The 20,384-nt window shown below is 51.1% G+C and carries 20 protein-coding genes; 9 read left to right on the forward strand and 11 right to left on the reverse strand.

Annotation, left to right across the window (positions count from 1 at the left end):
- Positions 1-184 precede the first annotated feature (184 nt).
- The gene (locus tag ACXYMU_RS16265) at positions 185-1,561 is read left to right on the forward strand and encodes a sigma-54-dependent transcriptional regulator (protein ID WP_458987474.1); all 1,377 of its coding nucleotides are present in this window, start codon (positions 185-187) and stop codon (positions 1,559-1,561) included.
- Here the strand turns inward: ACXYMU_RS16265 and ACXYMU_RS16270 are convergent, their stop codons facing one another.
- Positions 1,562-4,195, reverse strand: a complete 2,634-nt coding sequence (locus ACXYMU_RS16270; RefSeq protein ID WP_458987475.1) for an ATP-binding protein — start codon at positions 4,193-4,195, stop codon at positions 1,562-1,564.
- A 230-nt stretch (positions 4,196-4,425) separates the two neighbouring features.
- Between ACXYMU_RS16270 and ACXYMU_RS16275 the strand changes: the two genes are divergently transcribed.
- The gene (locus ACXYMU_RS16275) at positions 4,426-5,040 is read left to right on the forward strand and encodes a hypothetical protein (RefSeq protein WP_458987476.1); all 615 of its coding nucleotides are present in this window, start codon (positions 4,426-4,428) and stop codon (positions 5,038-5,040) included.
- A 246-nt stretch (positions 5,041-5,286) separates the two neighbouring features.
- On the opposite strand, the gene ACXYMU_RS16280 is transcribed toward ACXYMU_RS16275, so the two are convergent.
- The 3 genes from ACXYMU_RS16280 to ACXYMU_RS16290 all read right to left on the reverse strand — a co-directional run bounded on the left by ACXYMU_RS16280 (position 5,287) and on the right by ACXYMU_RS16290 (position 7,169).
- Positions 5,287-6,060 carry a TPM domain-containing protein gene (locus ACXYMU_RS16280; protein WP_458987477.1) on the reverse strand — a complete coding sequence of 258 codons (774 nt, stop codon included), beginning with the start codon at positions 6,058-6,060 and terminating at the stop codon, positions 5,287-5,289.
- Between the two features lie 9 nt (positions 6,061-6,069).
- Positions 6,070-6,507: a TPM domain-containing protein gene (locus ACXYMU_RS16285; protein ID WP_458987478.1), complete on the reverse strand. Its 438-nt coding sequence runs from the start codon at positions 6,505-6,507 to the stop codon at positions 6,070-6,072.
- 83 nt (positions 6,508-6,590) lie between these two features.
- A complete protein-coding gene (locus ACXYMU_RS16290) occupies positions 6,591-7,169 on the reverse strand; it encodes a LemA family protein (RefSeq protein WP_458987479.1) in 579 nt (192 codons plus the stop codon).
- A gap of 270 nt (positions 7,170-7,439) precedes the next feature.
- Here ACXYMU_RS16290 and ACXYMU_RS16295 point away from each other — a divergent pair, with 270 nt between their 5' ends.
- Entirely contained in the window at positions 7,440-8,438 is a 999-nt protein-coding gene (locus ACXYMU_RS16295; RefSeq protein WP_458987480.1) for a sugar nucleotidyltransferase, read from the forward strand.
- A gap of 34 nt (positions 8,439-8,472) precedes the next feature.
- On the opposite strand, the gene ACXYMU_RS16300 is transcribed toward ACXYMU_RS16295, so the two are convergent.
- From ACXYMU_RS16300 to ACXYMU_RS16315, 4 genes are all read right to left on the reverse strand, one after another.
- On the reverse strand, positions 8,473-8,895 hold the full coding sequence (locus tag ACXYMU_RS16300; RefSeq protein ID WP_458987481.1) for a VOC family protein: 423 nt from the start codon (positions 8,893-8,895) through the stop codon (positions 8,473-8,475).
- A 37-nt stretch (positions 8,896-8,932) separates the two neighbouring features.
- Positions 8,933-9,643: a hypothetical protein gene (locus tag ACXYMU_RS16305; RefSeq protein WP_458987482.1), complete on the reverse strand. Its 711-nt coding sequence runs from the start codon at positions 9,641-9,643 to the stop codon at positions 8,933-8,935.
- A gap of 79 nt (positions 9,644-9,722) precedes the next feature.
- Entirely contained in the window at positions 9,723-10,217 is a 495-nt protein-coding gene (locus ACXYMU_RS16310) for a hypothetical protein (RefSeq protein WP_458987483.1), read from the reverse strand.
- Between the two features lie 329 nt (positions 10,218-10,546).
- Complete coding sequence (locus ACXYMU_RS16315) at positions 10,547-11,203, reverse strand: 2OG-Fe(II) oxygenase (protein WP_458987484.1); 657 nt, start codon at positions 11,201-11,203, stop codon at positions 10,547-10,549.
- 257 nt (positions 11,204-11,460) lie between these two features.
- Here ACXYMU_RS16315 and ACXYMU_RS16320 point away from each other — a divergent pair, with 257 nt between their 5' ends.
- The 3 genes from ACXYMU_RS16320 (at position 11,461) to ACXYMU_RS16330 (ending at position 15,152) form a co-directional block, all read left to right on the forward strand.
- The gene (locus tag ACXYMU_RS16320; RefSeq protein WP_458987485.1) at positions 11,461-13,644 is read left to right on the forward strand and encodes a prolyl oligopeptidase family serine peptidase; all 2,184 of its coding nucleotides are present in this window, start codon (positions 11,461-11,463) and stop codon (positions 13,642-13,644) included.
- Positions 13,645-13,806: 162 nt separating this feature from the next.
- Positions 13,807-14,544 (forward strand): acyl-[acyl-carrier-protein] thioesterase, encoded by a 738-nt coding sequence (locus ACXYMU_RS16325; RefSeq protein WP_458987486.1) that lies wholly within the window; start codon positions 13,807-13,809, stop codon positions 14,542-14,544.
- Positions 14,545-14,678: 134 nt separating this feature from the next.
- Positions 14,679-15,152, forward strand: a complete 474-nt coding sequence (locus tag ACXYMU_RS16330) for a GNAT family N-acetyltransferase (protein ID WP_458987487.1) — start codon at positions 14,679-14,681, stop codon at positions 15,150-15,152.
- Positions 15,153-15,231: 79 nt separating this feature from the next.
- On the opposite strand, the gene ACXYMU_RS16335 is transcribed toward ACXYMU_RS16330, so the two are convergent.
- Both ACXYMU_RS16335 and ACXYMU_RS16340 read right to left on the reverse strand, forming a co-directional pair.
- Positions 15,232-15,564 carry a DUF4286 family protein gene (locus tag ACXYMU_RS16335; RefSeq protein ID WP_458987488.1) on the reverse strand — a complete coding sequence of 111 codons (333 nt, stop codon included), beginning with the start codon at positions 15,562-15,564 and terminating at the stop codon, positions 15,232-15,234.
- A gap of 82 nt (positions 15,565-15,646) precedes the next feature.
- The gene (locus tag ACXYMU_RS16340; RefSeq protein WP_458987489.1) at positions 15,647-16,891 is read right to left on the reverse strand and encodes an MFS transporter; all 1,245 of its coding nucleotides are present in this window, start codon (positions 16,889-16,891) and stop codon (positions 15,647-15,649) included.
- 205 nt (positions 16,892-17,096) lie between these two features.
- Here ACXYMU_RS16340 and ACXYMU_RS16345 point away from each other — a divergent pair, with 205 nt between their 5' ends.
- The 3 genes from ACXYMU_RS16345 to ACXYMU_RS16355 all read left to right on the forward strand — a co-directional run bounded on the left by ACXYMU_RS16345 (position 17,097) and on the right by ACXYMU_RS16355 (position 19,684).
- Positions 17,097-17,849 carry a hypothetical protein gene (locus ACXYMU_RS16345; RefSeq protein WP_458987490.1) on the forward strand — a complete coding sequence of 251 codons (753 nt, stop codon included), beginning with the start codon at positions 17,097-17,099 and terminating at the stop codon, positions 17,847-17,849.
- A 288-nt stretch (positions 17,850-18,137) separates the two neighbouring features.
- On the forward strand, positions 18,138-18,752 hold the full coding sequence (locus ACXYMU_RS16350) for a hypothetical protein (protein WP_458987491.1): 615 nt from the start codon (positions 18,138-18,140) through the stop codon (positions 18,750-18,752).
- Between the two features lie 299 nt (positions 18,753-19,051).
- Complete coding sequence (locus ACXYMU_RS16355; RefSeq protein WP_458987492.1) at positions 19,052-19,684, forward strand: YdeI/OmpD-associated family protein; 633 nt, start codon at positions 19,052-19,054, stop codon at positions 19,682-19,684.
- Between the two features lie 81 nt (positions 19,685-19,765).
- Here the strand turns inward: ACXYMU_RS16355 and ACXYMU_RS16360 are convergent, their stop codons facing one another.
- Positions 19,766-20,329 (reverse strand): hypothetical protein, encoded by a 564-nt coding sequence (locus ACXYMU_RS16360; RefSeq protein ID WP_458987493.1) that lies wholly within the window; start codon positions 20,327-20,329, stop codon positions 19,766-19,768.
- Between the last annotated feature and the right edge of the window lie 55 nt (positions 20,330-20,384).

Here is a 20,384-nt window from a genome sequence, read left to right on the forward strand (position 1 = left end):
CCATTGCATGCAATATTCTTAACAGTTTGATTGTTGGTATTATAGCTGTATATTAAGTAGCAACAGAGGGCAACTGTGGAAGTGACAGAGGCGTGTTGAACAATAGCCTTATCTTTGTCGTTACTTATTTGCTTTGTGCCGCCACACATAATGTGAGCGTTAGGCACTTTAGTTACACATGTTTATGCCAAAAATATTATTGATTGATGATGATCCTGCGTTTTGCATGATGCTAAAAGCATTTTTGCAACGACAGCAGTATGAAGTGGAAACAGCCTATACCGCCAACGATGGGTTGCGCCAACTCAGGTCATCTTCTTTTAACCTCGTACTCACTGATTTCCGCCTTCCGGACAAAACCGGCCTGGAACTGCTTCCGCAGATAAAAGTACTCGCCGAAAACGTGCCTGTTATCCTGATGACGCATTACGCAGACATCCGCACAGCCGTTAAAGCGATAAAAATGGGCGCCTTCGAGTATATCACCAAGCCCATCAATCCCGACGAAACACTGCTGGTCATTCAGAATGCGCTGCAAAAAAAGGCTGAGCCGGATACTGCCGCATCCAAAGGGAAGGCCCTGGTGCTGCCCCAGTTTGTGCAGGGGAAAAGCAGTAGTGCGGCACAGATCGAGGAATTTATCTCGCTGGTAGCGCCTACGATACTGTCGGTGATTATTGAAGGCGAGAGTGGTACCGGTAAAGAGTACGTTGCCCGCATGATCCATGAGCGCAGCAAGCGGAAAGGCATGCCCTTCATAGCGATTGACTGCGGTGCCTTATCCAGAGAGCTAGCCGGAAGTGAGTTGTTCGGTTATTTGAAAGGCGCATTTACAGGTGCTATGAAAGATACCCAGGGGCAGTTTGAAGCCGCAGAGGGCGGTACTATTTTTCTGGATGAGATCGGAAACCTGCCTTACGAGGTGCAAGTGAAGCTGCTGCGGGCGCTGCAGGAGCGTAAAGTGCGCAAGATAGGTAGCACCAGCGACGTAGACGTAGACGTGCGCGTGCTGGCAGCCACAAACGAGGACCTGCAGCAGGCTGTTGCCAATGGGCAGTTCCGCGAGGATTTATACCATCGCCTGAATGAGTTCAAGATCAATGTGCCGCCATTGCGTGACCGCGATGGCGATGTGCTGTTGTTTGCGAGCCACTTTATGCAGCAGGCAAACCGGGAAATGGATAAAAGTGTGACAGGCTTTGATGAAGCGACTGAAAGCATTTTGCTGAAGTATTCCTGGCCCGGCAACCTGCGCGAACTCAAGAATGTAGTGAAGCGCGCGGTGTTACTGGCAAAGGGGAATGTGATTACCCTACAGGAGTTTCCGGAGGAGATCGTGAGCCATACGCCCGCTGTGGCGGTTCCGCAGAATGGCGCTGCCGAGCGCCGTTTCAACTTCGACGACACGGACCTGAAAAGCATTAATGAGCGCAATGAGAAGGAGATGATTCTGCAAATGCTGGAGCGCGTGAAATACAACAAGTCAAAAGCGGCCCGCCTGCTCAACATAGACCGCAAAACCCTCTACAACAAGCTCAAGTTATACGATATCGACGCGTAGTTAAGCCTGCGTAACCGTAGCGCGCAAGGCCTCTTGTTCCTGTTGCAGCGCAGCCAGCACCAGTTTGGTGTGTTGGGCTACCTGCCTTGTTGCCTCCGTTAACTCTGCCGGGTCAGCATAGCCTGTATGCAGCACCTGCTCAACTTCCAGCAAGGCCGGTGTAACAGTATGCGCCTTTAGGTGCTTGAAGGCTGTTAGCATTTTATGGGCTACATTGGCCGCTTTCTCCCATTCCTTCTGCGCAGCGGCAGTGCTTAAGTCTTGCAGGTTTTGCTGCTGGTCAGCCAGAAGAACTTCCAGCACAGCAGCCAGCGCCTCCTCATCTGTTCCGGTAAACATACGCATTTCGCTCAGGTCGTAGAGCGGCGCATCTGTTGCAGACGCAACTACGGCTACAGGCTCCTCTATAGCTACCGGGTACGCAGGCGAAACTTGTGCAGGAACCGGCAGCGCTTCGGCCAGCTTCTGGTGCAGTTCCTGCTCTGTAAACGGCTTTAGTAAGTGACCTGAAATAGCAGAGTTCTGGAAGAAATTCTCTTCATTACTCAGGATATTGGCGGTAAGGGCCAGAATCGGCACCTTTTTATCAACTTTCCGGATGTTGCGGGCCACTGTTTTACCGCTCACGCCGGGCAGCTGAATATCGGTCAGCACAATATCAAATCGGCGCTCGCGTACCTGCGCCATGGCTTCCTGGCCATCGTTTGCCAGGTGCACTTCCATACCCCATCTGCTCAGGATCAGCTCACACAGCTTACGGCTGTAGGCATCATCATCAATGACAAGGGCTGTGTACCCCTGAAAAGTAGTGGGCAGGGCAGGGGCTGTGCTGGCAACAGGCGCTGGTAATCCTTCTTTGGACACTTGCAGTGGCAGCACAAAGGTAAACGTGGTGCCTTGGTTATGGACGCTCTGCACATTTAGGGTGCCGCCCTGCATTTCCACCAGCTTCTTGCTGATAGAAAGCCCAAGGCCCGTGCCGCCATACTTGCGCAGGATGGAGTTGTCGGCTTGGTTAAACTCACCGAACACATACTGGATGCGTTCTTCGGGTATGCCAATGCCTGTATCAGACACAGCAAAGCTAATGACAACACGGGTGCGGCGAATGGTTTTGAGGCGCACGCTTACCAACACACGGCCCTCATGCGTAAATTTAATGGCGTTATCTACCAGGTTGAAGAGCACCTGCTTCAGGCGCAGTGCATCGCCCTGCAGCACGTCCGGTATGGTTTCGTCGGTACGCGTCAGGAAGTGGATTCTTTTGCTGGAGGCCTTCAGGGCGAACGCGTGTTCCACCTGCTTCAGCATTTGCTTCAGGCTAAAGACCGTGTGGTTGATGTGTAGCTTGCCCGCCTCTATTTTAGACAAGTCCAGTACGTCGTTTACGATATGCAACAGGTGCTCTCCGGCACCATTTACCGCTTGCAGGTACTCTTGCTGCTGCTGCTCTAGCGGGGTATGGTGCAGCTGTTGCGAGAAGCCCATGATCACGTTCAGGGGTGTGCGCATCTCGTGGCTCATGTTGGCCACAAACGCCTCTTTGGCGCGAGCCAGCTGTAGCGCCTCTTTCTGGGCAATTACCAGTTTAGCCTTGTAATTGTTGCTGCGAGTGATATCGCGCAGAATAACCAGCATAAAGGCTAGCCCGGCGCTCAGGCCAAGCACTCCGATAATGAGCAGCACCGTAGAGGTTTCCTTGGCGACCTTACGGGCCTGCACGGAGTTCTCCTGCATTTGCGCCTGTTCGTTCTGCTCCAACTGATACATCATGTCCCGCACCTGGTCCATGATGTGCTTGTCCTGTTGCAGTAAGGCCAGCTCCTTTGCCTGCAGTACCTCCTTTTTCTTGTCTGACTCACGCTGTACGCTATGCAGGATGCGGCGCACTTTGGCCAGCGGGGCTACACGGGTGGCGGTGGCGTTGGTGTCTATCCGTACCTCTTGGGTAACGTTAAGCTGCGGCACGATTACCTTGGGCGGCGGGGTGGGCTTAATGTCTTCTTTCCCCTTTTTAGAGAACAGTTTGCCGAAAAAGCCACGCTTCGGTTCGCTTTGTTGCTCCTGCTGCTGAAAAACAGAGTCATCTGGCTCTTCAGCGTCTTTTTCGAGTGTCAGCCTATCGGAGATGGTGGTGGTGGTGTGTTGCTTGATGGTGGTTGCCAAAGGTTGCTCCTCTACCGTAGAGGCGATCTGGCGCATGGCTTTGCCGGAGTAGTCCAGGCTTTGCTGTTCTTTTTTGAGAGCAACATACTGCTCCAGGCTTTGCTCCTTTGCCTCCAGCAACGACGAAATCGAATCCAGCTGGGCTATTTCCTGTGGATTGTCCTGCATCAGGTAATGCAGCGAACTAATCTGGTCCTCTACTGTCTTGAGGTGGCTCAGGTATTCCTGGAAGTGCTCTGGTTTGGTAGTGAGGGTATAGGCACGGATGGAGCTTTCGGCTGAAGAGATGGTGGCTAGCGTAAACTGCATCTCGGCCAACTTGCTGTTTGGCTTCGAAAGTACATCCACTGAATTCAAAAGCTTCGTGAAGCTGGTATAGGTCAGGTAAACGGCTGCCAGCACAATGCCCAGCGCCAGTGTGAAGCCCACAATTACCTTCGATTTTATACTATCGCCAAATATCTTCATGCGTTGTTTTTCTGCTTCCTGTAGCTGCCCGAAAGCGGCAAAGTCCCTATAACGCCAGAAACGCTTAAATGATTACAAAACGCCTGGATTATCTCAGATTCAGGCGTATACCACATTTAAGGTTAATTTACTGTGATTTAAATTAAATATTTTAATGGATAGGTGCATTTTTTATTCGCATTTCTCGTAAGGGTGATTTTAGCGTGTCCTGAACAACCTCAAATGCCCTTATGAACTCCATGATACCCAAGATTGTCTGCAGCGTTGTCTGGCTGGTTTGCTTGCTTAGCCTCCGTGCAGAGGCACAAGACCTTATCATTACCACGCAGGGAGAAGAAATCATCAGCAAAGTGCTGCACATAGGCACTGACACGTTGCGCTACCGCCGTTTTAACGATGTTACGGGCCCTGCATTTGCGATGGCCCGACAGGATGTGGCGCAGGTGAGGATGATGGAGCAGGCAAGCACAGAAAGCAACTTAGAGAAGAATTTCACCTACGAGGCCCTGGAACTGGAGGAAAGACAGCAAATGCTGTTGCAGGCAAAAGTAGATGCCCGGGCCTACTACAAAGCAAGAGGCGTGTTCTGGACTACACTCGGCTCTACGGTGCTACACCCGGCAGTAGGGCTTGCGGCAGGTACACTGATAGCCACAATGCCTCCGGCCATAGAGGCAGATGAGAACCCTAACGGGCAGCTGCTAAAAAACGAGGTATACCGGCAGGCGTATCAAGAGCAGGCGAAAAAGCGCAAGGCAGGCAGGGCAGCCATGGGCTTTGGGACCGGTATAGGTGTTGTGAGCCTGCTGTATGTACTGGTGATGAATGTCGGCAGCTTGCGCTGACACCACCTTTAATGCGATACAACGCTGCGCATATAGCCACCCGGTAGTTCATGAGTTAGCCGAGTGAACCTCGAATCCTTCACCTCCCCATCTATTCTGCCACGGATTTACTGTTAGTGCCTTGCCGTAAAATTAGAGCCTGTGACTTGACCCGGTGGTATAAACCGCATCGCCCTGCAAGAGCCAGTGTAGGCTGCTGCAGGGCGATGCGGGTAAGAGGGATGCGTAGGGTTTAGTGCTGATAAGTTACCAACTGCTGCTGGCACCACCGCCACCAAACGAGCCGCCGCCAAAACCGCCGAAGCCGCCTCCGCCGCCACCGCCGCCAAACATCCCGCCGCCGGAGCGGAACGTGCCGAAGCCCCCAGGCACAATTACTGGCCCTCCCAGGGTACGGGCATACCGGCGCCCACCGCGTCCGCCTCCGCCACCTCGCTTAGAGATGATGAAAACAATCAACATCACGATCAAGACAATGAACAAGACAGAAGGACCGCCTTCCCCCTCGCCGTTTGTTGCCGTAGGGTCAGATTGGTAAGCCCCGCTGGCCAGCCCAATGATCAGGTTTGTGGCATCGTTCAGGCCTTTGTAGTAATTGCCTTGCTTGAAGTTGGGCTTCAGGGTGTTCTCGGTGATGCGCTTGGCAATGGCATCGGGCACATAGGCTTCCATGCCGTAGCCGGTTTGTATGGCAACCCGGCGCTCGTTCTTGGCTATCAGGATAATCAGGCCGTTATCGTTTTCGTTGCCGCCCACACCCCAGCGCTCGCCTAGTTCGGCAGCATACTGGTTGGCATCGTAGTCGCCGATGGAGGTGAGCGTGATAATGGCAATCTGGGTAGAGGTCGTGTCGTTGTAGTTAACCAGTTTCTGCTCCAGGGCCTGCTCTTCCTCGGCACTCAGCATGTTGGCCAAGTCATTGACGAGGCGTGGCGGATTGGGCCGGGGCGGAAAATCGCTGTCTTGCGCAAACACGGAGAGGCTGAACAAGCAGAAGGAGAGGTATAGCAGGTGCTTCATAAAGTTGGTTTAGTCGCCGAACGAGATGTCATCGCTCAGTTCATTGATATCGCCTTTGGGGTTGTAAGGAAAATGGGACTGTAGCTGCTCACCGGCCATACGGATGCCTTTAGATAGCCCCTCTGCGTATTTTTTTTCCTTGAAATGCCGGATGACCTCTGCCGTGATGTCTTCCCAGAAATGGTCTGGCACGGTGGCGTTAATACCGGCATCGCCTAGCACAGCAAACTGGTGATCCTCAATAGCGACATAGAAGAGCACCCCGTTGCGCAGCTCGGTCTTGTGCATGTGCAGGTCCGCAAACACCTCAGTGGCGCGGTCCAGCACGTTGCCCTCGCAGTTGCTCTCCACATGCACCCTGATCTCTCCGGAGGTATTCTGCTCCGCATCGGCAATCGCGGCCATGATCTGTTTCTCGTCGTCCGGTGTGATGATGTCTCTTGGCATATTAGGCTAATTGTTAAATAGTTGCATGGATGAATGGTTTACAACTGTATGTATAAAACCATTTATCCATGCAACCATTTAAGTTAAAACTGTACGGTAGGGGCGGTCTGTGCGCTGGCCTCGGCCTCGAAGTGGCCTTTGCGCTCGAATCCGAACATACCCGCCATCAGGTTATTCGGGAAGGAGCGGACCGTGGTGTTGTAGTCCTGCACGGCCTCATTGAACTTGCGCCGCTCTACGGCAATGCGGTTTTCGGTGCCCTCTAATTGCGCCTGCAACTCCAGGAAGTTCTGGTTCGCCTTCAGTTCGGGGTAGGCTTCTACGGTAGCCAAAAGTCGGGACAAAGCTCCCGAAAGCTGCCCCTGCGCTGCCTGAAACTGCTGAATGTTCTCCGGGGTCAGGTTGTCGGCGCTGATGTTAACGCTGGTAGCCTTGGCACGGGCCTCAATCACTTGGGTAAGGGTTTCCTGCTCGAAGTTAGCGGCTCCTTTCACGGTATTCACCAGGTTCGGCACAAGGTCTGCACGGCGTTGATAGGCGTTCTGCACGTTGGCCCAGGCCATCTCCACCGTCTCGTCTTTCTGCACCATGGTGTTATAGCCACACGACGATTGTGACATGAGTATTACAAATCCGATCAGGTAAAAAAACAGTCTTTTCATAAGTGGGGTGTTTGTGTGATTTTTTATACGTTTTGCACCGCGCTTGCAGGCGATATGAGTACGAATTTAACAAAGCAACGTTAAGCAGGGCAGTAAAACATGCAAAATTTAATATTTTAGGGGTTTTGCCAGTATAAAGTACGCCGCTGAGCAGGCAGTTCCGGGCTTCGGCCCGTAAGACAAAAACCCGTTGCAAAGGCAGCCCATACCGGTGCGGTAGCTGTTGATGTTACAGGTATCTTTTAATATATTGCATCAAATGTATAGTGTATGAAAGCAATCATCCCGGTAGCAGGCGTAGGTTCACGGCTCCGGCCACACACGCACACACAGCCTAAATCGTTGGTGCCAGTGGCCGATAATACTATTCTGGGCCACATCATCGATAAACTGTTGGATGCCGGCATACAAGACTTTGTGTTTGTGATCGGTTACTTGGGCGAGAAGGTAGAGCGCTATGTGCTGGCTAAGTATCCGCAGATAAACGTGGAGTTTGTGGTGCAGGAACCCCGCGAGGGGCTGGGCCATGCCCTGTGGGTGGCCCGCCATACCTATGAGCAGGAGGAGAGCGTGCTGATTATACTAGGCGATGCCATCGTAGACGTGGACTTGCAGGCGATCATCAAAGCGCCTTACTCGGTGCTGGGGGTGAAAAAGGTGGCCAAGCCCTCGCTGTTTGGTGTGACGGAAGTCGGCACTGACGAGTTCATCACCAAACTAGTCGAGAAGCCTAAAATCCCGAAATCCAATTTCGCGCTGGTGGGCCTGTATAAAATCGCCGACCCGAAAAAGCTAATCGAGTCGCTGGCCTATATTATCGATGAGGACATCCGCACCCAGGACGAGTACCAACTGACCGATGCCCTGATGCACATGGTGAAGAATGGGGAAAAGATGGTAACCTGGAGCGTAGACCACTGGTTTGACTGCGGCCGCAAGGAAACGCTGCTGGAGGCCAACGCCACGCTCCTGAATCGGCAGCAATTTAAAGACAAGCAGAACATAACGTATCCGGGTTGCATCATTATACCTCCGGTCAGCATCGGTACCGACTGCGCGATTTATAATTCTATCATCGGCCCCAACGTGGCCATCGGCGACAACGCCACCATCGAGAACTCTATTCTGAGCAACTCCATCATCGGCTCTTATGCCGAGTTGCGCTACGCCGTGATGCAGGACTCCATCATCGGCAGCGACGCCATTTTCAAAGGCTTCAGCCACAGCCTGAATATTGGCGACAGTACGGAGATCAATTTTGGGCAGTAACGGGGGAGCGTTTTGCCTTCCTCGTTACTGCCAGTTAGGCTTGTTTCAGCTTTTCGATATCGAACTTTTTCATCTGCATAAAAGCGTCAACTACCCGTGGTGCCTTTTCAGGGTCTTGTAGGAGCTTAGCCAGAACAGTGGGTACGATTTGCCACGAAACGCCATACCTATCCTTCAGCCAACCGCATTTCCCTTCCTGCCCGCCTTCGGTTAGGTTGTTCCAATACATATCAATCTCAGCCTGCGTTTCGCAGTTAACCACAAACGAAACAGCCTCGTTGAACTTGTAGGCCGGCCCGCCATTCAAACCCATGAATTTTGTTCCGTTCAACTCAAACTCCACCACCATCGGGTTAGCTGATAGTATTTTGGAGTTCGGAAAAAACGTGCAGTAATACGTTGCAGCTTCCTGAGCTTGCCCGTCAAACCACAGGCAAGGATAAATCTGATTTGTCATACACTTTTCCTCTTTTGATATAAGAAAGCCTTTATTCTTAGTATACCCGAAACCGCATATAGCCATTCTCGACCCGTGTCGGGGTTTGATTTGCGTCGAAAACGTTGGCTGTAAACTTCGCCTCCAGCAGGTAGGAGCCATCGCCTACAGCTTCGAATCGGGTGATGGCGAAGGTGGAGTTGTCCTGGCTGTTGGGGGCAGGTACAGCGGGCAGAGTGCTCAGGTCTTCCGATGAATAGCCATTTACTCTGCTCACGGAGATTTTAACACCGTTTTGCCGGTTGTCGTGAAGGAAATCTGAGGCATAGCGATATTGGCCTAGCTTATAATGGTCTGCTATGTTCTTGGGCTGCAACATAGCAGGAACTGTTGCGGAGGGAGTCATTTGGTTTTTCGCATACTTTCTAATAAAGTAGATGCTGACGTTGCCATTATTACTGTTGTCTTTTTGCTTTTTGGCAAAACCATATTCAGTATAATGCATAACAGTGTCAGCTTGGTAATACCCGGTGGTATTGTCCCGGTTTGCCCCTAGGTTGCCTCTGCCAAATATATAGCGCGTGTCACAAGTGTAATGCTTCCCATCGAGGGTATAAGCAACGGAGTCTTTCAGGCTGGCCAGATACGCTTGCGGATCGAGCGGTTTCTGTATGTCATCCATTTCGTGCTTCTCACAGGAAACAAAAACACCCGAAGCAAGAACGGAGAGAACTAACACAACTATATTGTGCGAAAAGAGTGTTTTCATGCAGTTGGTTTTAGGATCTGAAAATAGGAGGGAAAGAGATGTAGTTGCTACATGCAGATGCCACAAAGGACGCTGCTCACTAACGCTTGCGAACGAAGGTTAATCGGTCTACCCCCGGGACAGTCGTGTTGAGGTCTGAATCCCAAAAAAGAAGGTTTTGTTTTAGCTTTAATGTGTCTGCCGTAACTTCCTCCAGTATATAGCTGCTTTCGGCAGGGACTAGTACTGATGTTTGCCCCGAGTTCGTCAAGGTTTGGTTTATGTATAACCTGAGTGTTTTATTGTTTTCGAGTTTCCAATAACCTGCGTCAACATAGTTGTAGGGGTTGCAAGACAGGTCTTGTTCGCGCCTGAAATCTCCGTCCGTTTTAAAACTCCACGTCACCAGCTTGTTACAAGGATCCAAATAAGGCCACTTTAGCCTGAACTTGAGTGGCTCTATCGTTTCATGGGCATATTGGTTCCAGTCATTAGACAATGCCAGTTTCATTTTCATTAGCCTTTCCTCCTCCTGTTCTTTTTTGCATCCAGAGAAGACGGTAAGGATGAGGAGTAATAACAAGATGTTTTTCATGCTTTTTTAGCTGGTGGCGGTGTTAGATGGAGAAAATAAGGTATATGAGTATTGATAAGGAAGTATGAATATAATGGTATAACTGCTATATGCGGAGGCCCTGAACTATAAAATCTTCGCTAAAACTTTTGCCGAGTAATATCCTTTAGCAATATATAGAATCTACTTCATTCTTTAGTGAATACTCCAACCAAATCAGATAATTACATAATTCAGTTTTAGTAGCTATCCAGAGCCAGTTCAATCACCAACAGCCACACAAAAAAAGCTCCTCTGCCATACCCATAAAAGGTAGCAGAGGAGCTTTAGCATTCTATAAAGAAAGCGGCTTATAAAAACGTCAGTTCGCTCAATTGGTCCAGCATCCAGCCGGTGAGGCTGTAGCGGGGGCGGGTGGCTACCAGCACTTCGTGCGGAATCATGTCGGCGCGGAAGCAGGCGAGGCGGCCTGCTATAGGCAGGATGTCCACCGTTTCCTCTGCGCCATCCTCCTGCGGCAGGTATAAACGCAGGTTGCCGCCGTGCTCGGGCAGCCAGTCCTCGTTCAGGTAGCAGATAAACGACAGCTTGCGGTGGTCGTTGGTCTTAAACTGGTCGATGTGGCGCTTGTATACCGTACCCACCGGGTATTCGGTAAAGTGAAACTCGTAATCCTTCAGGCCCAGAAAGCAGGTGCGGTTGATGTAGCGCATCACCTCGTTCATGCGGTCGAGGAACACCTGCGTGGGCGGCAGCGCGTTTTGCGGCTCAATCCAGCGGATATAGTCGCCGCGCACCGACTTGTCTACCTGAAACTGCTCGGAGCTGCCGATGCCGGCTTTCTTAAAGGTACCCTGGTCGCGGTGATGCGAGAGCACCTCCAGCAAGTCGCGCACCTCCTGCGCCTCCAGGAAATTATCCACAACGGCATAGCCTTTCTCCGACAGCCGGTCAGCTATCTGCTCAAACTTCAGAAGCAACTTCTCGTCTTCCAGTTCTTCAATCATAAGTCAATCACTCCTTCAAGGGTGGGTGCTTCCCGGAGCGATCCTACGGTAGGGGCCTCAATGAAAGCGCGCAAAAGTAATGACTTATCGCATGTGTTGTGCATACATGCCAAAAAGAATTATAAGTATCTAGCTGATTGATATATAGGGGGATACAGGTAAATGGAATAGAGGGGTGATACCCTGAAAAGTTAAAATGAGTATATTGGTCGAATCTCTTTCACTATACCTTAAACAATTTAACGGGCGTAGTCCTTATGAAAAAAACAACTGTACTCTTGCTGGCCGGCGGCATCACGGCTTTGTCGGCTTGCAAATCAACTCAAAACGATACAAAAGCCACCGGCATGACCACAGAAAAGACCACCACTGCTACGGCTGAAACAGCATTGGATTACCCAAACACAAGAAAAGTAGACCATACCGACGATTATTTCGGTACCCCGGTAGCCGACCCTTACCGTTGGCTGGAAACGCACGATGATAGCGTGGACACTTGGATTGAAAAGCAAAACGAAGTCACGCAGTCCTATCTGAGCAATATCACCTTCCGCGACAAGATCAAGTCGCGGCTGACCGAGATCTGGAATTACCCGAAATACGGCGCCCCGTTTAAAGAGAACGGAAAGTACTACTTCTATAAAAACGATGGGTTGCAGAACCAGAGCGTGCTTTACGTGCAGGAAGCACTGGAGGCAGAGCCGCGCGTGTTCTTCGACCCGAACAAGCTATCAGCAGACGGTACCGTGGCGCTTACGGCCCTGGCCTTCTCAGAAGATGGCCGCTATGTGGCCTATGGTACCTCCAGCGGCGGCTCCGACTGGCAGACCTACCGCGTGATGGAGGCGGCCACGGGCAAACAACTCGACGACCAATTGGAATGGGTGAAGTTCTCAGGCCCAAGCTGGTACAAAGACGGTTTCTTCTACAGCCGCTACGACGCGCCGACCGAGGGCAACAAGCTGGCCAATAAAAACGAGTTCCATAAGGTGTACTACCACAAGGTGGGCACGCCGCAGAGCCAGGACAAGCTGGTGTATGAGGACAAGCAGCACGCGCTGCGCAACTTTTATGGCCAGACCACCGACGACGAGCGCTTCCTGGTCCTGAACGTGTCGGAGGGGGCTAGTGGTGCCAATGCGCTTTACTACAAAGACCTGAAAGACTCAAAAGGCACTATCAAGCCGATCGTGGAGAACTTCGAGAATGAGTACAACGTGGTGGATAACATGGGCGACAAGCTGCTCGTGATGACCAACAAGAACGCACCGCGCTACCGCCTCGTGCTCATCGACCCGAAGAAGCCGCAGGAGCAAAACTGGAAAACTGTGGTGCCGCAGAACGAGAACGTAATCACGGGTGTGTCGACAGTGGGCGGCCGCATCATCGTGACCTATATGAAAGACGCCACCAGCCAGGTGGTAGTGTATGACGGCACCGGCAAGAAGATAAACGACGTGCAGTTGCCGGGCCTCGGCACTGTGGGTGGTTTCAACGGCGAGAAAGAAGACACCGAGGTATTCTTTACCTTCACCTCCTTCACCTACCCGCCCACCATTTACCGCTACGACGTGCTGGCCAACAAGGTCACGCAGTTCCGCAAAACGGAAGTGAACGTAAACACCGATGCGTTTGAGACGAAGCAGGTATTTTATACCTCCAAAGACGGGACCAAGGTGCCGATGTTCATCGTGCACAAAAAAGGTTTGGAGCTGAACGGTCAGAATCCGACTTACCTTTATGCCTACGGCGGCTTCAACATCTCGCTTACGCCAAGCTTTAGCATTGCGAACATGCTGTGGCTGGAGAACGGCGGCGTATACGCCATGCCAAACCTGCGCGGTGGCGGCGAGTACGGCGATGACTGGCACAAAGCCGGTATGACGCCGAACAAGCAAAACGTATTCGACGATTTCATTGGGGCAGCGGAGTACCTGATCAGCGAAGGATATACCTCTTCTGAGAAACTGGCGGTAGCCGGTGGCTCCAACGGTGGTTTACTGGTGGGTGCCTTTATGACGCAACGCCCGGAGCTGGCTAAAGTGGCCATGCCGGCTGTGGGCGTGATGGACATGCTGCGCTTCCATAAGTTCACTATTGGCTGGGCTTGGGTGCCCGAGTACGGTTCTTCCGACGATGCCGCCCAATTCCAGAACCTGTATGCTTTCTCGCCGCTGCACAACATCAAGGAGGGGGTGGTATACCCGGCCACGCTCGTGAAAACGGCAGACCACGACGACCGCGTGGTGCCCGCGCACTCGTTCAAGTTTATCGCTGAGTTACAGGCCAAAGGTGCTCCCGTTAACCCATACCTCATCCGGGTGGATGTGCGCGCGGGCCACGGTGCCGGCAAACCAACCTCCCTGGTGATTCAGGAGTACGCCGACACGTATGCATTTATATATGAGAACATGGGCGTGAATCCGTATCAGAATCAGTAATCTGTAAAAGCATACCGATTTTTAAAGCCGCGCTGCCAGTTTGGGTAGCGCGGCTTTTTTATTCTCTCAGGATAGCGCACACCCGCCAGAGGCGTGTTTTACGGGGCAAGTTGGCTGCGCCGCCGATTCTTCCGTAACTTAGCGGAGCACAAACCTGACACGATGAAAGCAACCGGAGGAAGCAGCCAGTTTACGGTGCGCTCGCACGAGATAGATTACCGGGGGCAGGCCACGTTGCCCGCCCTGGTCAGTTATATGCACGAGGCCGCCTGGGACAATACCGTGACACTTGGCATCTCGATGTATGATTTATTAAAGCAGGACATGACCTGGGTGCTGCAGCGGATGCGCATTGAGATGTTTCGCTACCCAAGACACAGCGAGCAAATAACCGTAGAAACGTGGGCCTCGGGGCGTGAGCGCATCTTCATGCACCGCGACTTCAGGGTATACAGTGCGGGGCGCGAACTGCTGGGGCAGGCAACCAGTGTATGGCTGGTGATGGACATGGTGAAGCGCCAACTGGTGTCGTTGCCCGAACTGATTACCAGCATAGAGGTAGCGCCTACGGAGCCGCCTTTGCCCTTCGCGAAAGGCAAGCTGCCGCAATTCCAGGAACCGACCCACATGGAACATATCCCGGTGCGCTGGCACGACATCGACCTGAACCGCCACGTCACGAACACGCGCTACCTGCAGTGGGCCCTCGACTCGCTGCCGCTGGAGGTGCTGGAGCAACAGCAACTGCGCGAGATCGACATCATCTTCCGGTCCGAAACTGCCTTAGGCGATACCGTGCAGGCTGCTGTCGCACCCGCTGAAGAAGCCCATACCTATTTGCACAAACTCAGCAGCCAGGAAAATGGCAAAGAGCTGGTGCAAGCCAGATCTAAATGGTAGAAGGTAGGGAGTTAAAGAGTTTGAAAGGGGAGAGTTAAGTATTTAGAGAGTTAGAAAGTAAGGGATTGGTAAACCCTTGGACCATTCAGCCATATATCCATTTAACAATTAGCAACCAGCAATCAACAATTAACATGGAAGTAGCAATCAGAAAAGGAATAATAGACGACCTGCCGCAGGTGCATGCCTTGATCAAAGAATTGGCCGAGTTTGAGCGCGCGCCGCAGGAGGTTACCAATACGCTGGAGGATATGGAGCGCGACGGTTTCGGCGAGAACCCGATCTATAAGTTTTTTGTAGCCGAGTCGACAGAGGGCATTGTCGGGATTGCGCTATACTATTTTGTTTACTCTACCTGGAAGGGCAAAACGCTGTACCTGGAGGACCTGGTGGTAACAGAAAAGTTGCGCCGTGCCGGCATCGGGCGAAAGCTCTTTAAGGAAGTAGCGCTGGAGGCCAAAAATACGGGTGCCAAACGCTTCAGGTGGCAGGTGCTGGAATGGAACGAGCCGGCCATCGCTTTTTACAAGAATATCGGAGCCGAACTAGACAGCGAGTGGATCAACTGCACCCTGACGGAGGCACAGATACAGCAGTTTAACGGCTAACAACCCGGTGTGCTGGAAAGCAGAAAGGGCACTGCCGGAATGAACATCATCCGGTAGCGCCCTTTTATGTTTTATGCGGCTACTTCTCGTCGTTGCGCTCCACGTTTACACCCACTATCTCCAGCATGGTCCGGAACGAGGCATAGTAACCGGCATAGCGGTCGTTTACCTTTTTCTGTAGGGCAGGGGAGTGGTCACGCTGGTATTCTTTCAGGTCCTCGAAGCTGCGGCAGGTGTACTGCACGGCATAGGTTTTGCCGCCAGTTTCCTCATCTTCTACCACACGGCAAATCTGATTTCCGGTAAAATAGCCGGTTTCCATTACCTCAGGTATATGCACGGTTTTCATCCACTGCAGCCACTCATCGGCCTTCGCGTTATCTACGCTTACGGTTACGTTATATAAGATCATACACAAAATTACGCTTTTAAGCCGAAACAGGAGGTCATCGCCTGCTAGTTTCTGGGATAGTAGGAAGGTATATCCTGCATGGCTACAATGGCTCCATGTAATTGAGGTCTTTGGAGTAGGTTTCCTCCAGTGTCAGGATGGAGGCGATGGCGATGGCAATGCAAATGGCTCCGAGCACCATCGCGGTCGGCACCAGGCCCCAGCTGTCTTTCAGCGCTTCGAAGGACAAGGTAAGCGGCACCACGGCACCGCGCACAAAGTTGGGTACGGTGGTGGTAACGGTGGCCCGTATGTTAGTGCCAAACTGCTCGGCGGCGATCGTCACGAACACAGCCCAATAGCCGCTCGCCACTCCTAGCGCCACACACAGGATATAAAATGAATCCAGGGAGAGGTTGCGGCTGAGCAGGTAGAAGGCCACGAAGGCGGCCGTGAGCAGCAGAAAGGCCAGCACGATCATGCGGCGGCTCTTGAACCGCTGACTCATGAACCCACTCAGGAAATCGCCGGCCACCAGGCCCAGGTAGCAGAACGACACAGCCTTTGCCGCCGAAACGGTCTCTTCCATACCCAAGGCCACGCCAAACTCCGGCGAAAACGTAATGAGGATGCCGACCACATACCAGATCGGCACACCCACCAGAATGCATTTGAGATACTTGCGGAAGCGCTTGCCGTTGGTGAACAGGCTCAGGAAGTTTCCACGTGTAACATGCACAGCGCTTTTTACGTGCTCGAACATCCCCGACTCGTATACCCCGATGCGCAGGAAGAGCAGCAGAAAACCGAGTCCGCCACCGATAAAGTAAGCCGTGCGCCAGCCAAACGACTCGCCCACAAAACCTGCCAGAATTGCGCCCGAGATTCCGATGGTGGCCACGATCATAGTGCCATACCCTCGTTTCTCTTTGGGCAGCACCTCGCTCACCAGCGTAATGCCCGCACCCAACTCACCTGCCAGGCCAAGGCCCGCCACAAAACGCAGCAACGCATACATCGGGATGGTGGTCACAAAGCCATTGAGGATGTTGGCCACCGAGTACAGAAAGATAGAGCCGAACAGCACCGACAGCCTTCCGCGCTTATCGCCCAACACACCCCAGGCCACGCCGCCCACCAGCATACCCAGCATCTGCATGTTCAGCAGCATCACACCATCCTCCAGCAGGGCTGCTTGGCTCGTGATACCTAAATCCCGGAGGCTGGGGATGCGCACAATGCTGAAAAGCACCAGGTCGTAGATATCCACGAAATAGCCCAGTGCGGCCACAATCACGGAGGCGTTGAAGAGGATGTTTTTGTTGGAGACAGTTTTCTCGGCTGGCATATATAGTCGCGTTTATATCTTGTAAGATAGCTGTTGTGGCGAAAATTGCAAAGAGCGCGCGGTAAGTGCCAAGTAAAGAGAGTTATAAGGCGAAGGTTAATGCTCACATGTATCTGCCCGACAAAGCCTGCATCAAAACAAAGGTTTTGTTTGCTTTATTTTTGATTTTATTGTTATTTTTTTATTTTAATCGAAAACACAGCCTATGAAGCTACTATATTCGATTGTCCTGCTTTTTGTGAGCAGCAGTGCCTTTGCGCAGTATACTGTGAAAGCACTCTACGACGAACACAGAAAGAACTCTTTGGATTTTGAGGAAAAGTACATGAACAAGCGGCTTGTTATCACCGGAAAAATCCATAGCGTATCCCCGGCCACCTACTACATAGAAGGGTATAACGGAAACTTTCACAACGTTTACCTTACGGCTACGGGCTACGAGATATTTATCAAATGTGATATACCGTGGGAGGAGAAAGATAAACTGCGCAATTTAGAGAAGGGGCAGGAAATAGTGGTCACGGGCGTGTTTAGCAGCAGGATGCGGGATGGTATGACACTAACGGGTTGCGAGTTTGCTCAGCCTAGCGCAACGCTAGCCAAGGCCTCGCCGAAAAATGCCAAAGCCCCGCTGAATATTCCGATAGGGAAGTATAATGTGTACCAAACCGGAGGGGGCGGGTTCAGCTTCCAGTACGCTTTTCAGTTGAACAGCTATACCTCTTACACCATGCAGGGCAAAAACGGAAGTTGCAGCTACGACTCAAAGACAAAGGTTATCCGGTTTGCGTCTGGTCCCCTGAAAGGGTTTATAGGAAAGTACCGCCCTGTAAATCCCAGAAACGAGAAGGATCCTCCTACCATCGTCATTGGTTTTAATGGAGTTGTGCCTGACTTGAGCAAAGGGTATGGAGGCACTTACCAATATGCGTACTTTAAACCCGGAGAAAAGCTATAAAGGTGACTTTAGGCTTCAGAAGCGAGTTTATAAATCACCCACATTACGCAAGTCTATATATCCATGTCCGAACTACTCAAGAGCCCCAGCTAAAGCTAAATCATACCCTCCTTATTACTACATGCACCAAAAGGAATACTGTGGATGGTCTATCATAAAAAGATATCCGGGATTAGAATAGGCCTAACTCACTATAAAAGCACGACACATTAACAGCACCACCAAATCAGATAACTAAGTTTTTTTGTTAACTTAAACTTCTATACAAGATCACTTAACTCCCTTTCTATGAAAAAAGTAGTATTATTTTTATTCTTGCTAAGCGCATTTGCTTGCAAAAAGGAAAATGATATCATCCCTGATTTTCAGCTTGAGCAAGCTGACCAATTAACTGCTGATGAGTACGATATTTACGGCGTGATTTTGGAAAATTTTAGCTTCCCTGAGGTTGTTGTAAGGCAGCAGACTTCAACGGAAATATCACCTAAAGAAAATCATCAGCTGTTTTTCGAACTAGAGCAAACGGCTAACATGGAGGAAACTTTATATTCGAAGTTTGCCGATGGAAACCTTAACTCCTATTTATTAGATGAGAAAATTGAGATTCCGGCGAAGGGTATAAAACTGATATCAACGAAGGAATATGCATATTACTTTGAAAGGGAAGACCTCTATAAAGGGTGGGAGCTTTTTGAGAGCCAATACCCTACTTCTGGTAGATGGTACATCTCTCTGAATAAAATCGGCTTCAACGAAAATAAGACCCAAGCTATGGTAGGCGCAGAATCTTACTGGTTTCGGGAATCCCCGGATGGGCCTACCCGAAAGTTAGGAACGCTATATTACCTAGAAAAGAAAAATAATGCTTGGGAGGTAATGGCGTCTTCACCGTATCGCCTATAAGTACAGATTTTTAGCTTTTGAGAAGCCTTGTTTTACTAACTCGAATGAGGAAAATACACTAGTAAAGTGGAAGGCTGTACTATGAGAGGCTGTTTAGAGTTTTCGCTTTTAGGGTCAAAACCTGCCGTTATTGGTATTTTCATCGACAACCATAATTCACTAACAAGTTCTTGCTGGTGAAAACACGCAGCCAGGGCACCATGCATCTCGCATAATTTTACCCACACTGTCTAAACAATTGCGGTATATCTTAAATGATAAAACGCTACCTTACCCTACCATATTCCATACCCCCACTTATGCCCGAACTCTACAAAAAACTCCAGCTAAAGCCAGGCCATACCCTCTTGCTGCTCCATGCACCGAAAGAAATTGAGGTGATGTTACAGGAGAGCGGAACCAATGTGACAAGCCTGGACACGCTACCTACTTCGAGCATTTACGATGCCGTACTGGTATTTGTAGGGAGCACGCAGCAAGTAGAGCAGGATGCAGCCAGCGCGTTAGTACTGTTACAACCGGAAGGAGTGCTGTGGATAGCCTATCCTAAAAAGACTTCCGGAATCAAAACAGACCTGACCCGCGATAAGGGGTGGGAGGCGATGGCTGCGCTAGGGTATGAGCCGGTGCGGCAGGTGGCTATTGATGAGGTCTGGTCGGCACTGCGTTTCAGGCCCCGCGCCGAACGGAAAGCAACTTCGATGTTTGGCGTAGACCTGCCCGGCATCGACCGCAAAACCAAAACCGTGACGGTACCCGACGATATGCAACAGGCGCTGGAAGAGGCTGAAGTAGTAGATGTATTCAATCAACTCGCTTTCACGCACCGGAAAGAGTATGTGGTGGCAGTGCTGCAAGCCAAACGCCCCGAAACCAGGGCCAGCCGCATCCAAAAAGTAGTAGCGCAGCTCCGCCGAAAGCAGGAAGCCTAAAGCGAGAAAGATATATAGGTATAAAAAAGAAGACGGCTCTGGGATATCCCGGAGCCGTCTTCTTTTTTGTGGTAATGGCAATTACTGAATCACGGCAGGGAAGTCTACCTCCACATCCGTTTCGCCTTTCGAGATGTCGCTGGTATTGCCTTTCAGGTTGTTTGGCTGGTGCTTCAGCGTCACGCGCATTTTGCCGGAGCTGGCAGTTCCCGTCACGATGGTAGCCTCCAGGCCGATCGGGCGGTTGTTCTTGTCCATATCCGTTTTCTGTACCGAGGCGATGTTCAGCCCACCAGACGCGTTAAAAAAGAGCTCATGCTCATCGCCTTCGGCTTTTATCTCCGCAGTCATGTCCTTTGGTGGCGTCTGGCTGTCGTCCGACAGCGTAACGGTCATGTTATAGGTAGTGTTCGGAGCCAAAACCAACGTCTCGATGGTAGGCGCATTGCCGCCCGCACCATCTGGGTCGCTATATGTGGCATTCACATTCTGGCCTTTCCCCTCTGGTACTAAACTCAGCTTTACGGTGGTTATTAGTTCCTGGTCTTCCGTTGGCTCTGGGTCACTGTCTTTGCAAGCCGTATTGGCTACCAAAAGGGCACCTATCATAAAAGCGGTTAAAGAAGATCTCAATAGTTTTTTCATAAGTGTTTGTAAGTATAAAGGTGGTACATCAGTACGATGTTCCGTTTAAAATGAT

The organism is Pontibacter sp. CAU 1760, from assembly GCF_054482735.1.

What these genes read in the sequence shown, in the direction of transcription:
- ACXYMU_RS16350 (WP_458987491.1), top strand. Translation starts at nt 18,138, where the DNA reads ATGAAAAAAGTAGTATTATTTTTATTCTTGCTAAGCGCATTTGCTTGC.
- ACXYMU_RS16295 (WP_458987480.1), top strand. Translation starts at nt 7,440, where the DNA reads ATGAAAGCAATCATCCCGGTAGCAGGCGTAGGTTCACGGCTCCGGCCA.
- ACXYMU_RS16290 (WP_458987479.1), bottom strand. Translation starts at nt 7,169, where the DNA reads ATGAAAAGACTGTTTTTTTACCTGATCGGATTTGTAATACTCATGTCA.
- ACXYMU_RS16300 (WP_458987481.1), bottom strand. Translation starts at nt 8,895, where the DNA reads ATGACAAATCAGATTTATCCTTGCCTGTGGTTTGACGGGCAAGCTCAG.
- ACXYMU_RS16270 (WP_458987475.1), bottom strand. Translation starts at nt 4,195, where the DNA reads ATGAAGATATTTGGCGATAGTATAAAATCGAAGGTAATTGTGGGCTTC.
- ACXYMU_RS16320 (WP_458987485.1), top strand. Translation starts at nt 11,461, where the DNA reads ATGAAAAAAACAACTGTACTCTTGCTGGCCGGCGGCATCACGGCTTTG.
- ACXYMU_RS16305 (WP_458987482.1), bottom strand. Translation starts at nt 9,643, where the DNA reads ATGAAAACACTCTTTTCGCACAATATAGTTGTGTTAGTTCTCTCCGTT.
- ACXYMU_RS16340 (WP_458987489.1), bottom strand. Translation starts at nt 16,891, where the DNA reads ATGCCAGCCGAGAAAACTGTCTCCAACAAAAACATCCTCTTCAACGCC.
- ACXYMU_RS16275 (WP_458987476.1), top strand. Translation starts at nt 4,426, where the DNA reads ATGAACTCCATGATACCCAAGATTGTCTGCAGCGTTGTCTGGCTGGTT.
- ACXYMU_RS16280 (WP_458987477.1), bottom strand. Translation starts at nt 6,060, where the DNA reads ATGAAGCACCTGCTATACCTCTCCTTCTGCTTGTTCAGCCTCTCCGTG.
- ACXYMU_RS16265 (WP_458987474.1), top strand. Translation starts at nt 185, where the DNA reads ATGCCAAAAATATTATTGATTGATGATGATCCTGCGTTTTGCATGATG.
- ACXYMU_RS16335 (WP_458987488.1), bottom strand. Translation starts at nt 15,564, where the DNA reads ATGATCTTATATAACGTAACCGTAAGCGTAGATAACGCGAAGGCCGAT.
- ACXYMU_RS16310 (WP_458987483.1), bottom strand. Translation starts at nt 10,217, where the DNA reads ATGAAAAACATCTTGTTATTACTCCTCATCCTTACCGTCTTCTCTGGA.
- ACXYMU_RS16345 (WP_458987490.1), top strand. Translation starts at nt 17,097, where the DNA reads ATGAAGCTACTATATTCGATTGTCCTGCTTTTTGTGAGCAGCAGTGCC.
- ACXYMU_RS16360 (WP_458987493.1), bottom strand. Translation starts at nt 20,329, where the DNA reads ATGAAAAAACTATTGAGATCTTCTTTAACCGCTTTTATGATAGGTGCC.
- ACXYMU_RS16355 (WP_458987492.1), top strand. Translation starts at nt 19,052, where the DNA reads ATGCCCGAACTCTACAAAAAACTCCAGCTAAAGCCAGGCCATACCCTC.
- ACXYMU_RS16285 (WP_458987478.1), bottom strand. Translation starts at nt 6,507, where the DNA reads ATGCCAAGAGACATCATCACACCGGACGACGAGAAACAGATCATGGCC.
- ACXYMU_RS16330 (WP_458987487.1), top strand. Translation starts at nt 14,679, where the DNA reads ATGGAAGTAGCAATCAGAAAAGGAATAATAGACGACCTGCCGCAGGTG.
- ACXYMU_RS16315 (WP_458987484.1), bottom strand. Translation starts at nt 11,203, where the DNA reads ATGATTGAAGAACTGGAAGACGAGAAGTTGCTTCTGAAGTTTGAGCAG.
- ACXYMU_RS16325 (WP_458987486.1), top strand. Translation starts at nt 13,807, where the DNA reads ATGAAAGCAACCGGAGGAAGCAGCCAGTTTACGGTGCGCTCGCACGAG.